Genomic DNA, 11947 nt, shown 5'->3' on the forward strand with positions numbered 1-11947 from the left:
CCGATCGCCGAATAGCGGCCACGCCAGGCACCGCCCTCGACCGATTCCAGCAAGCAGGCATGGCCATCCCGGTGCGCCAGTTTGAGATAGGCCGCGACCGGGGTGAGCAGGTCGTCCGGCTTGCTCGCATGCACAATGACGGGCTCGCCTGCCCGCAAGCGCGCCTCGACCGCAGCGAATTCCGGCAGGGCGCGGCTGCGTGCGGCCGCCGTCACGGCGTTACGGTTTCGCCCAGGGCGCTGGCGCGCAGGCGCTGGTCGACCGAGCTCGCATCGATTTCATACTCGTTCAGCAAGGCGGTCTGGGCCGAGACGAGGATGTCGTCATTGATCTCGTCGGCGATGGCCGCGGCGCGCTGCTCGATCTCGCCAAGTCCGGCCTGGGCCAGATCGGCGGGAATGATCTCGTCGACGATCAGCACCATGTGCGGGCCGGGGCCGCGGCGTTGCGCCAGGGCCGGCTGACCGGGCTCCATGCTGAAGGCCTGGCCGACGACATTTGCCGTGAAGCTGCCCGCCGTCTCGTCGCGTTTCAGGGTCGAGGTCTCGATCCGGCCACCGGCTGTGAGCACGACGACTTCCATGTCATCGCCGGCCTGGAGCTGGGCCAGCGCTTCATCAGCGCGAGCCTGTAACTGGCTGTCGGTTTCCGATGCACGCCACATTTCCGTGGCCTGGTCGCGAACCTCGTCCAGCGTGCGGGGCTGGGACGGGATGATGTCATCGACGCGCAGGGTAAACCAGTCGGTCTCATTGTACTGCTGCAGATCGATGGCAAAGCCTGCGAACTGGTCAAAGGCGATGGGCAGGATGTCCGATGCCAGCGCCTGGAAGCGCAGGAAGTCGATTTCGCCATCCTGGGCGCGGGCATACTGATCCAGGGGAACAAAGGCCTCCAGCGGCACGCCGGCGCGCTGGGACGCATCTTCCAGCGTCGCACCATTGGCGCGTTCCTGCTCGAAAGCCGCCATGGAGTCATACATGGCGTTGGTGGCTTCAGCGCGCGCCGCCTCGGTACGCAGGGCATCGAGCTGGTCTTCAAAGCTTGGTACCACGGCGTCGGTGGCGGCATCAATGCGCACCGCTGACCAGCCGAAACTGCCTTCAATGGCACCGGTGTCACCATCGGCCATGGCGAAGACGGCTGTCGCCAGCCGACTGTCGGGCACCTGGTAGGCCTGGGCGTCGGTCTGGGTCAGCGGGGCGTCGAGGCCAAGCTCGGTGGCGATGGCCTGCGCCGATTCGCCAGCCGCGAGGCGGGTCGCGATCTGGTTGGCGGTTGTTTCATCCGGCGTGGTCAGCTGGGTGAAGCTGCGCTGTGCGGGAGTCCCCACCACGCCGTTATCGACCTGGTATTCATAGGTTTCCCTCAGCACTGCTTCATCGATCTCGACGTCGGCAATGTAATCTTCCAGCCGGAAACGAACCAGGGTGATGGCGCGGAATTCCGGAGCCGTGAAGACCGGCAGGCCAAGGGCGTCGGTCTGGTCGGGATGGGCCTCGATGAAGGTCTGCAATTGCTCGTCGGTCGGGTCCGGGATCGCATCGGCGGCCGAATCGTCAAGAATCAGCGCCCGGATCCGGCGCTGTTCCTGCTGTACCAGATAGCGGGTCGCTGCCATGCCGGTTGGCGTCAGATTGCCGGAGGTGAGGGCCTCGGCCAGCTGGGCGCGGGTCATGTCCTCGGTGATGGAGCGTTCGAACTCGGCCGGCACGATCCGGGCATTCTGCAGGGCGCTGCGATAGGCCGTGGTATCAAGGGCGCCGGTCACCGGGTTGAGAAAGGCCTGGTAGGTGCGCAGTTCGGTAGCCAGGGCGCGGTCAGACGTGACCAGTCCAAGCTCGCGAGCCTTGGCGTAGAACGCGGCCTGCACGATCAGGCGCTGCAACACCTGGTCCCCGAACCCGGCCTCAAGGGCCTGCTCCCGGGTGACATCAGGGTTTGTTTGCTGGATCGTCTGCAACTCGCGTTCGAAGGACTGTGCAAGTTCGCGCTGACTGATCTGTTCCTGACCGACCACCACGACGGCGGTGCCGCTGCCGGTAAAGATGCCACCGACCCCGTAGAGCGCAAAGCCCAGAACCAGCAGGACGATGATCACCAGCGCGAGGGGCGATTGGGCGAAGGCGCGAAAATTTGACAGCATGGATTGGCAGGGCCTCTGGAAAGCAATGGCGGCAAGGTAACGGCGCAGATTCGCTGTCGCAAGCATCAGCGGCTGTACTGCGGGCAAAAGCGGCGGCCCATGATTGCCGCGATGGCGATTGCGGCTTACTCCTGTGGCAAACAAGGGCGCGGCGCGCCGGAGAAAATGGGGGGGTATATGCCACGACGCATGTTGATTGCAGGGAATTGGAAAATGCACGGCCTGCGGGCGGATCTGGGCTTTTTCGACAGCCTGGCGGCGCCTGCAGCACGGAGCAATGCCGAGGTCCTGATCTGCCCGCCCGCCACCTTGCTGGCCGCGGCGGCTGAGCGCTGCGCCGGCACTGACATTCTGCTCGGCGGGCAGGATTGCCATACGAACGCGACCGGAGCCCATACCGGTGATGTCTCGGCGCCGATGCTCAAAGATGCCGGCGCCCGCTACGTCATTCTTGGCCATTCCGAACGCCGCAGCGACCATGCGGAAAGTTCGGAGCTGGTCTGCGCCAAGGCGGATGCAGCCCTGGCCGCCGGCCTCACGCCGATCATCTGTGTCGGCGAAACACTTGAACAACGCGAGGCGGGCGAAGCCTTCGACGTCGTCGGCGCCCAGTTGAGCGCCTCACTGCCGGCCGGGGCGGGGACTGAGTTTGTCATAGCTTATGAGCCGGTCTGGGCGATCGGGACTGGCCTCACCGCATCGGCCGACGATGTGGCACGGATGCATGCCTTCATCCGCACGCGGCTCTCCAAGCCGGCGTCTACGCGGGTGATTTACGGCGGATCCGTCAAGCCCGGCAATGCTGCCGAGCTGATGGCGCTGGACGATGTGGATGGCGCCCTGGTCGGCGGAGCCAGTCTCGACATTGATGCGTTCGCGGCGATTATCGCAACTGCAGGTTAGGGCCGCACTGCGCCGGTACGCGGCGCGGTAAGCGGATTGAAACCTATTCCCGTAATGGTGGCATCAGCTTGATGTCTTGATCCAATGACCGGGAGCGCGCGGCGCATGAGTGAAGTTGACTACGCCAGAGCCTCAGTTCTTCTGTTTGACCCGGTGCATGTGAACCAGCGCACATCGCGCTATGCCCTGTTTGAAATGGGCTTCCGGAAGATCGAATGCGTCTCGAGCCTCAACGAGTTCAAGGCCGCGCTGGCCGATACCTCGCCGGCCCTCGTGGTTGCCGAGAGCAGTGCGACCGATGCCGATGTGTTCAGGCTTGTCCGCAGCGTCCGCCGCAGCGATCTGGGCCGCAATCCCTTTGTCGTCATCCTGCTGACGACCTGGAGCCGTGACACGACCCATATCCGCCGCGCGATCGAGTGTGGCGCCGATGATGTCATCGTGCGGCCATTCTCGACCATGTTTGCCGCCGAGCGTGTGCGCACCCTGGTTCGCGATCGCAAGGACTTCATTGTCACCAGCGATTATGTTGGCCCTGACCGGCGCAAGAGCACGGATCGTGATTCCGACACCCAGCCGCTGACGGTCCCCAATTTCCTGCAGGCGATTGTCCATGGCGATGACGCCGCGATTGACCGGGCCAGCAGCTGGGCCCGAGAGGCCAAGGACGTGATTATCGCCGAGCGCCTGCGCCGTATGGCGATGCGCATCGTTATTTCCGTCGAGATTCAGCTCAACAAGCCGGAAGAGAACGCACTGCCGGTTCGCCTCGATGTCGCCGACATGGCGCGCACGGCCCGCGAACTGCGCGTGCAGCTCGTTAAGGCCTCTCGCGGCGAGGCGGCCGAGGTCGCGGCGGCCCTGATCGACCAGGTCTCCTCGCTCGGCGATGGCAGCGCGGCCGACAAGCGGTCGCTGCAACTGATCAAGGAATTGTCGATGGCGACCTATGCCGCCTTTGCCAATGGCGAATCGCTGGAGCGCTCAAAAGACGAGATCGACCGCACCGTCGCCAATCTGCGCGCACGGCTGCAATCGCGTTCTGCCGATGGCAAATTGAAGGCCCAGATCGAGGCTGCCCGGGCCAAGGCTGTCAGCGAGGCCCAGGATACGGCAGACGCTACTGGCCAAGCCGACGGTGCTGGTATAAAACGCGCCGCCATGTGACCGGGTTGCATGCGGGCGGGCCGGGGGCCATGTCTGCAGGGCAGAACCCAAATCTCAGGCGGTATTCATGACAAACGTGCTTCTCATCATCCAACTCCTGGTGGCGATTGCCCTGGTGGCCGTGATCCTGTTGCAGCAATCCGAGGGCGGCGCCCTTGGTGTCGGCGGCGGCGCGGGCGGCGGCATGATGAGCGGTCGTGGCGCGGCGAACATGCTGACGCGCACCACCATGATCCTGGGTGCGGTGTTCATCGGCAATTCGATCCTCCTCGCCGTCGTGGTCGGTGTGAATTCCGAGGGCCAAAGCGTGTTTGAACGCAATGCGGATGCTGTCCTGCCAGACCTTCCGGCCGATGATCTGCCCAGCGATGGCGTCCCGACGGACGGCTGATCCAGGCGTAATTCACAGTCAATTTTGTAATTGCGCCTTTCGGGTCGCACGAATCTCCGATAGGCAGATTGCCCATGCCGCGATATATCTTCATCACCGGCGGCGTGGTCTCCTCGCTCGGAAAAGGCCTCGCTTCAGCCGCTCTCGGTGCCCTGCTGCAAGCACGGGGCTATTCCGTACGTCTGCGCAAGCTCGACCCCTATCTCAATGTCGATCCCGGCACGATGTCGCCCTATCAGCATGGCGAATGCTATGTGACGGATGATGGCGCCGAGACCGATCTCGATCTGGGCCACTACGAGCGCTTCACCGGTGTGCCGGCGAGCCAGGCCGACAATATCACCACGGGACGCATCTATCAGCGCATCATCGAGCGCGAGCGCCGTGGCGATTATCTCGGTGCGACGGTGCAGGTCATTCCGCACGTCACCGACATCATCAAGCAATTCGTCCTCTCCGATGCCGGCGATGCCGACTTCGTGCTGTGCGAGATCGGCGGCACGGTCGGCGATATCGAGGGCCTGCCCTTCTTCGAGGCGATCCGCCAGCTCGGCCAGGAACTCGGCCATGAGCGCGCCGTCTTCGTTCACGTCACACTGCTGCCCTACATCAAGGTCGCCGGCGAGATGAAGACCAAGCCGACGCAGCACTCGGTCAAGGAATTGCGCTCGATCGGCATTCAGCCCGACATCCTGCTGTGCCGCTGCGAGATGCCGATCCTGGCGGGCGACAAGCGCAAGATCGGCCAGTTCTGCAATGTGCGCGAAAGCGCCGTCATCGAGGGCATGGATGCGCCGTCGCTTTATGATGTGCCGCTCGCCTATCACCGCGAAGGCCTGGACCGCGAGGTCCTGCGCTGTTTCGGAATCGCCGATGCGCCCGAGCCCGACCTCACGAAATGGCTCAAGATCTCCAAGACCATCGCCGAGCCGGACGGGGAAGTGACGATCGGCATTGTCGGCAAATATGTCGGCCTGCTCGACGCCTACAAGTCGCTGATCGAGGCGCTGGCTCATGGCGGCATCGCCAATGGCGTCAAGGTGAAGCTGAAATGGCTCGATAGTGAGCAGTTCGAGAAAGACGACCCGTTCGCGCCGCTCGAGGATGTCCACGCCGTCCTGGTGCCGGGCGGCTTTGGCGGCCGCGGCGCCGAGGGCAAGGTCGCCGCTGCGCGCTTTGCCCGCGAGCGCAAGGTTCCATTTTTCGGCATTTGTTACGGCATGCAGATGGCGGTGCTCGAAGCGGCCCGCGATCTCGCCGGGATCGAGAACGCCACCTCAAGCGAATTCGATGAGGGCGGTGAACCGATCATCGGCCTGCTGACCGAATGGTCACGCGGCAATGAGGTCGAGACGCGCTCCGAAACCGATGACAAGGGCGGCACGATGCGTCTGGGTGCCTATCCGGCCGTCCTCGCCGAGGGCAGCCGCGTGCGCGAGATCTATGGCGCCAGCCATATCGAGGAGCGCCACCGCCACCGTTACGAGGTGAATATCGCCTACAAGCAGAAGCTTGAGGAAGCGGGCCTGGTCTTCTCCGGCATGTCGCCGGACGGGATTCTGCCGGAAATCGTCGAGATCAAGGACCATCCCTGGTTCATCGGTGTGCAATTCCACCCCGAACTGAAATCGCGGCCCTTCGAGCCACATCCGCTGTTCGCCAGCTTCGTTGCTGCGGCGCTGGAACAGAGCCGGATGGTCTGATCTGACCCCGTATTGAATGCGCCCGCTGGATTTTTGCCGCCGGGATGCATCCAATCACAATCCCACATGCATCAAGGATGAAGGGCGCTATCCTGCCCGGCATGGATGTGTGATGGGAGACGATTATGCGCAATCTGGTTTTGACGGCCGTCGCGGCGGCAACAATGTCGGCGGGGCTTGCCGCCGCCGAGGATGTCCAGCAACTCGAGCTGACGGGCTTTGACAGCATCAATGCCGGCGGCGGCTATCAGCTGATCGTCACGGTTGGCGAGACATGGTCGGTCAATATCGAGGGCGATGCCGATGATTTCGACCGCCTTGATGCCCAGCTCGACGGCGATGAGCTCGCCTTGCGCCAGCGCACGCGGCTATTCCAGCGAAATCGCGGGCTTGATCTGACGGTGCGGGTCACGATGCCGGCCGTTGAAGCACTCGATTTTCATCGCGGCATCGCCAGTCAGGTATCAGGCATCGACACCGATGCCTTGTCCGTTGAAGTCAGCACCGGCGCTGAAGTCCGGCTTTCCGGGACCTGCGGACGGCTCGATCTCGATCTTTCGACCGGCGGCGTTCTGAATGCGCGCGATCTGGTCTGCCAATCGGTGGATATCGATTCCTCGACCGGCGGCGAAGCCCGCGTCTTTGCCAGCGAACGCGCCGAGGTCAGCGCCTCGACCGGCGCCGCGGTCAGGATTTTCGGCCAGCCGGCCGACCGCGAAACGCGCGCTTCGATGGGCGGCGAAATCCGTTTTGATCGCGGCGACTAAGGCGTCAGTTCGGCCAGGACCTCGACGGCCATCATTACATCTTCACGGGTGCAGTCGAACTGGCCGACCTGGAAGCGGATGACGAAGCGGCCGTCATGCATGGTCTGGGTCAGATAGGTGCGGCCGTCGGCATTGATCCGGTCGAGCAATGCGCGGGTCGCGGCTTCTCCCTCGTAGCAAAAGGTGAAGAGCGAGAAACGGCAGGGCGTCACGATCTGGAAGCCGGGCAGGGCGGCAATCGCTGCTTCAGCCTCGCGCGCCCAAGTGATGTGATTGCGGATCCGTGTGCGCAGGCCCTCCAGACCGTAGGCGCGGATCAGGAACCATAGTTTCAGCGCCCGGAAGCGGCGCCCGAGCGGCACGGTCCATTCGCTGTAATTGACCAGCCCCTCCGCGCCGCCATCATCCAGGCCAGGCGTTTCGAGATAATCCGGCCGCAGGCCCAGCGTGCGCACTTGCGGGCCCGGGTCGGCGAGAAACTGGATCGAGCAGTCAAATTGCGCGCCGAGCCATTTATGCGGGTTGAAGACAATCGAGTCCGCACCCTCGATCCCGGCCCAGATCCCGCGCAATTCCGGACAGATCATCGCCGAGCCCGCCCAGGCCGCGTCAACATGGCTGTAGAGGCCTTCAGCCGCCGCGATGGCGAGGATGGCGGCAATCGGGTCGGACGCCCCCACCGAGGTCCCACCGACGCACAGCACCACACCGGCGGGCAGATATCCGGCGGCGCGGTCGGCGGCGATGGCGGCGCTCAGGGCTTCGGGACGCATGGAATCATTCGCGTCGGTAGCGATTTTCACCAGATTGTCCTGGCCGATCCCGGCAATGCGGATCGCCTTGTCGATCGAGGAATGCGCCTGGGCCGAGGCATAGACGCGCAGCCTCGGCTGGCCGGACAGGCCGCCGGCATTGCCGGACCAGCCAAGGGCACGCTCGCGCATGGTCAGGATGGCGGCGAGGGTGGCCGAGGAGGCACTGTCCTGGATGACGCCGCGAAACCCGGCGGGCAGACCGAGCGCCTGGCGCATCCAGTCGACCATGCGGGTTTCCATTTCGGTGGCGGCCGGTGAGGTCTGCCACAGCATGCATTGCGCTGCCATCGCGGCGGTGAGCTGTTCGGCCAGCATCGAGGCCGGCGCCGCATTGGCCGGGAAATAGGCGAAGAAGCGCGGATGCTGCCAATGCGTCATGCCATCGGGCACAATACGTTCGAAATCGGCGAAGATCTGCTCCATCGTCTCGGCCGCTTCCGGCGGTGAGGCGGGGAGCTGGCGCAGGATGTCGCCGGGCTGGGACTGGGCGCGCACCGGGCGCTCGCGCAGGGTGGAGAGATAGTCCACCGTCCAGTCGGCAATCCGCCTGGCCCAGCGGCCATAAGTGTCCAGATCCATGGCCTGTCCTCGCTTTGATGCTTTGCCCGGGTCCAGTTCGCAAAACTGGACTCGGGGTGGAAGAGGGGCCTCACTCTTACACTGACTGGAGCGAGGATGCGTAGAGGCCGGCGATGGGCGGATGCAGGTCGAGAGAGATGCGTATCGGCGATCCCGGCCCCGCATCGAAGATGAACAGAATTATGTGAAACGGCAAACACTGTCTGCCAGTCTGCCATTGCCCCGGCGGGAGGCGTGGAGCCGCATGGGGACTGGAAATTCGCGGATGGCAGGGTGATGGCAGACTGTCACCGGCTACCATTCACTGTCGCGACCGGCGGCCATCCGGACGCGGGAAATCTTGACGGGCCAACGATGTCAAAGAGCGAGGTTGGCCCGATTATAACGCGGATGGGGTGGGGGGCGGATTGGATGGGCCGGCAAAAGCAAGCCTCAAGTCTCTCCGCGGCGGACTCCGGCTTTTCGGCACCGCCGTGAAGAGGGACGTGTACCTCTGGTACGCGTCCCGGAGAGGACTCTCTTTTCACGGCGATTTCAGGCGAAGGAGTCCGGCATCGACCGAAACCGGGTTTTCCCCGGGACAGGCAGAAGACGACCCTGTCCGCCAGGTGAGGTTTCCATCCGGCCGCCGCTGGGCCAGACCCCGACCTGAAAACCATGCTGGGATCCGGCCAGACTGGACTTGTCTCGTCAAGGGCGCGAAGCGCCGCTGCGCGGTCAGGACCCTTGACGAGACAAGTCCAGTCTGGCGCCCTGCTTGGCAAGGTTTCAGGAAGGGATGTGCCCGGCGCGGGCCGGAGCGGAATCGGGAATTCGGTTGATCTTAATGGATGCTTGGTTTTAGGAAATGGGTGCCTGTCACCATTTATTGTGGCAATCCGCAAACAGGCGAATATTGGGGTGCCGTTCAATATCCTGGTAACTAATCTGGGAGTGATATCGGCTCTGATCACAGTCAGGTTTTCCATGCGGGCAAATGCTGTAGGCGTTTTTTTGTTGCTGGGCGCGTGCCAGCCTGCGGCGAGTCCGGAGGCGAATGCTTCGGTCGCTGCGTCTGCAATGCCTGTTTCGTCGACGATATGTTCGGCGAATGAAGTCCTGTTCAGTGATCAGAGCCTGATTTACCGTGTCGGACACGATCTGTTCGCGATGTACGAGGGCAATATGGCGAGCGAGTCGTTCGCCGCTGTGGATTTTATCAGTACCGCCCCCGGGCAGGGATCAGGCGCCTTGCTCGGCTACAGGGACAACAGCGGCGCCCACACCCTCTACATGTTGTCGAGCAACGGGATTACTCGTCGCCTCACGCTCGACGTGCCGCCCGGATTCGGTTTGACGAAGCAGGATTTCTACCTCTGGGCACGCAGCGGCGGCGCGCAGCCATTGCGATTTTACCGCAGGCACCACCTGGACTACCGCGGCGGCTCAGGACCGCCCGTTGATGACCCGGTTCTGGATGTACCATTGCTGCAATATCGCCGGACCGAGTATCGATCCCTTCGCGTGTCAGTGGAATTGGAAGCCGAGACTGACGCCATCACATCAGTGTATGGGGGCTATAATCACCTCTGGCTTCCGGATGAAGGTGCCACGTTCTGGAATCTTGACGACCTCTCCCTTCCCGGTCCGTTGATGCATTCAAGTCCTGAACCGCACCTTTATCGCGATGGTCATCGTGCCGGCTCGTTGAGCCTTGGCCCCACGATCCCTTACGGGCTTCCGGAGCCGGTTCTGACCCATGATGCGACTGGCCGGACTGGTTATCTATTTGCGCTCGGCTATGCGCCTGATCGGACCGACCTGATCTCCGGATTTCTCACTGTCGATGGTTTTGAACCGGTCGCGCAGGCGTCGGAATCCGGCGATCCTGTGATCGACAACTCCGGGCACTGGATCGGCAGCCTTGGGGGGCTGGAGCCAGGTCGACTCATCCTCTTCGACCGGAGTGTTGATGCTTTCGATGACTGGTTCGTCGAGATGGCGTCTGTATCGGCGGGCGAGGCCAGAATGGTGGTCCGTTACTCTGATCGGTATGAGCGCCAGGTCGGCTGGCTGGACTTGCGTGATCCGAACTCTGAAGTGCATGTTCTCGCCCATTGCGGATCGGCGCAACATCCCACCAACTTGGCAACAAGTCCGGAAGGTGGCGCGGAAGGGATCGAACACGCCTTGTTCGAGCAAACCGACGCCGGGAATGCTCCGGGAAGCTTGGTCGCACACGTGCATGGAGGCCCGGCTGCTTCGACACCCGATAATATTCCATCATTAATTCAAACGGCTGCGCGAAATGGCTCAGATGTCCTGATCGTGAACTATCGAAGCTCGAGCGGCCAGGACAAATGGATGTCACTGGGGCCGGATACGCCACTTCGCCCCTTTCCTGCAGGCGAAAATGAGCCTGTGCGGATATGGACAGCGTCGGAGATGGCACAGGATGTGACGCAGGCCATTCTGGCCGCGACCCGCAGACGCCACTATTCCACGGTGATTGTGAGCGGAGAGAGTTTTGGCGCGTTACTGTCCCTGCTGGCGATCAGCCGTTCGCAAAACGAGCTTCCAGTAAGTTGTGCGATTCTCACGAGTCCGCTGCTCGCGCTCTCGCCCTATGAAGACTATTTTCAGAATCGGTTTGGTGCAGATGCCGCAAATATACTGTTGCGAATGGACGCGGGCGTTGAGCAGTACGAGCACCGGCTCGCGTCTGGCGATTTCATCTGGCCCGATGGTGTCCCCCTCATGATCATCCAGGGCATGCGCGACGACATTACGCCAGACGACCTTACTCGCGCTTTTGTCAGCGAGGTCATGCGGGCAGGTGGGGTCGAGCCGCACCTGTATGAATTGGCTGGCGAGGAGCACAGAATCTCGACGGCACATCGAGAGGCCTTCGACGAGGCCTATGAAAGCTGCTTCAAATAAATGGTGACAGGCACCGATTATCGCCAAGGTGCCCGCGTTTTTTCACGGGGAGACCCGCGTCCGTCCGGCACATATTGAGGAGAAAAAGGGCGGCGTCGTTCTGCAGTCGACCTAAGTTCAAATGAGTGATCGTGTCTCGTGATCGTGCGGTCTGCGGCGTCGCCCACAAAAGGTTAATACGCCTGTTGGGCGCGAATGTCACGAACAAGCGTCCCGAACGCTTGCGTGGCCAGTTCGAAGCGGCTATATGGCGCGGCTCTAACGGGTGGTTTGCACCACCTCTAACCGTATTCAGCATCGTGGAGAGCCTGATGGCCGTCCCTAAAAGAAAAACTACGCCGTCCAAGCGCGGCATGCGCCGCAGCCACGACGCCCTGTCCAACCCTGTCTATGTCGAAGACAAGGATTCCGGCGAGCTGCGTCGTCCGCACCATGTCGATCTGAAGTCCGGCATGTATCGCGGCCGTCAGATTCTCGACGTCAAGGACGATTGATTCTTGCACGCCGCGGCACCGCTGGTGCTGCGCGCATGAATTTCCGCAGGCGCGTTCCGGCAA

At 62.7% G+C, this 11947-nt stretch carries 9 protein-coding genes and 1 pseudogene; 7 read left to right on the forward strand and 3 right to left on the reverse strand.

What is annotated here, in order from left to right; translation table 11 throughout:
• Both ACN0YF_RS03740 and ACN0YF_RS03745 read right to left on the reverse strand, forming a co-directional pair.
• Nucleotides 1-215: pseudogene (locus ACN0YF_RS03740) on the reverse strand (hypothetical protein); the annotation flags it as partial.
• On the reverse strand, nt 212-2146 hold the full coding sequence (locus tag ACN0YF_RS03745; protein ID WP_417493399.1) for a SurA N-terminal domain-containing protein: 1935 nt from the start codon (nt 2144-2146) through the stop codon (nt 212-214). The pseudogene ACN0YF_RS03740 and the gene ACN0YF_RS03745, both read right to left, overlap by 4 nt.
• Before the next feature lie 177 nt (nt 2147-2323).
• Between ACN0YF_RS03745 and tpiA the strand changes: the two genes are divergently transcribed.
• The 5 genes from tpiA to ACN0YF_RS03770 all read left to right on the forward strand — a co-directional run bounded on the left by tpiA (nt 2324) and on the right by ACN0YF_RS03770 (nt 7077).
• Nucleotides 2324-3049 (forward strand): triose-phosphate isomerase, encoded by a 726-nt coding sequence (gene tpiA / locus ACN0YF_RS03750; protein ID WP_417493400.1) that lies wholly within the window; start codon nt 2324-2326, stop codon nt 3047-3049.
• 105 nt (nt 3050-3154) lie between these two features.
• Nucleotides 3155-4216, forward strand: coding sequence for a response regulator (locus tag ACN0YF_RS03755; RefSeq protein WP_417493401.1), 1062 nt, complete (start codon nt 3155-3157; stop codon nt 4214-4216).
• A gap of 67 nt (nt 4217-4283) precedes the next feature.
• On the forward strand, nt 4284-4607 hold the full coding sequence (secG, locus tag ACN0YF_RS03760) for a preprotein translocase subunit SecG (protein ID WP_417481830.1): 324 nt from the start codon (nt 4284-4286) through the stop codon (nt 4605-4607).
• A 74-nt stretch (nt 4608-4681) separates the two neighbouring features.
• Nucleotides 4682-6310, forward strand: coding sequence for a CTP synthase (locus tag ACN0YF_RS03765; RefSeq protein WP_417481829.1), 1629 nt, complete (start codon nt 4682-4684; stop codon nt 6308-6310).
• Between the two features lie 125 nt (nt 6311-6435).
• The gene (locus ACN0YF_RS03770) at nt 6436-7077 is read left to right on the forward strand and encodes a head GIN domain-containing protein (RefSeq protein ID WP_417493402.1); all 642 of its coding nucleotides are present in this window, start codon (nt 6436-6438) and stop codon (nt 7075-7077) included.
• Here the strand turns inward: ACN0YF_RS03770 and ACN0YF_RS03775 are convergent.
• Nucleotides 7074-8471 (reverse strand): pyridoxal phosphate-dependent decarboxylase family protein, encoded by a 1398-nt coding sequence (locus ACN0YF_RS03775; protein WP_417493403.1) that lies wholly within the window; start codon nt 8469-8471, stop codon nt 7074-7076. The genes ACN0YF_RS03770 and ACN0YF_RS03775 overlap by 4 nt on opposite strands.
• Before the next feature lie 870 nt (nt 8472-9341).
• Here ACN0YF_RS03775 and ACN0YF_RS03780 point away from each other — a divergent pair.
• Nucleotides 9342-11390: an alpha/beta hydrolase family protein gene (locus ACN0YF_RS03780; RefSeq protein WP_417493404.1), complete on the forward strand. Its 2049-nt coding sequence runs from the start codon at nt 9342-9344 to the stop codon at nt 11388-11390.
• A gap of 311 nt (nt 11391-11701) precedes the next feature.
• Nucleotides 11702-11884, forward strand: a complete 183-nt coding sequence (rpmF, locus tag ACN0YF_RS03785) for a 50S ribosomal protein L32 (protein WP_091767016.1) — start codon at nt 11702-11704, stop codon at nt 11882-11884.
• The last annotated feature ends 63 nt before the right edge of the window (nt 11885-11947 follow it).

This window comes from Maricaulis sp. (assembly GCF_048270265.1).
Classification (GTDB): domain Bacteria; phylum Pseudomonadota; class Alphaproteobacteria; order Caulobacterales; family Maricaulaceae; genus Maricaulis.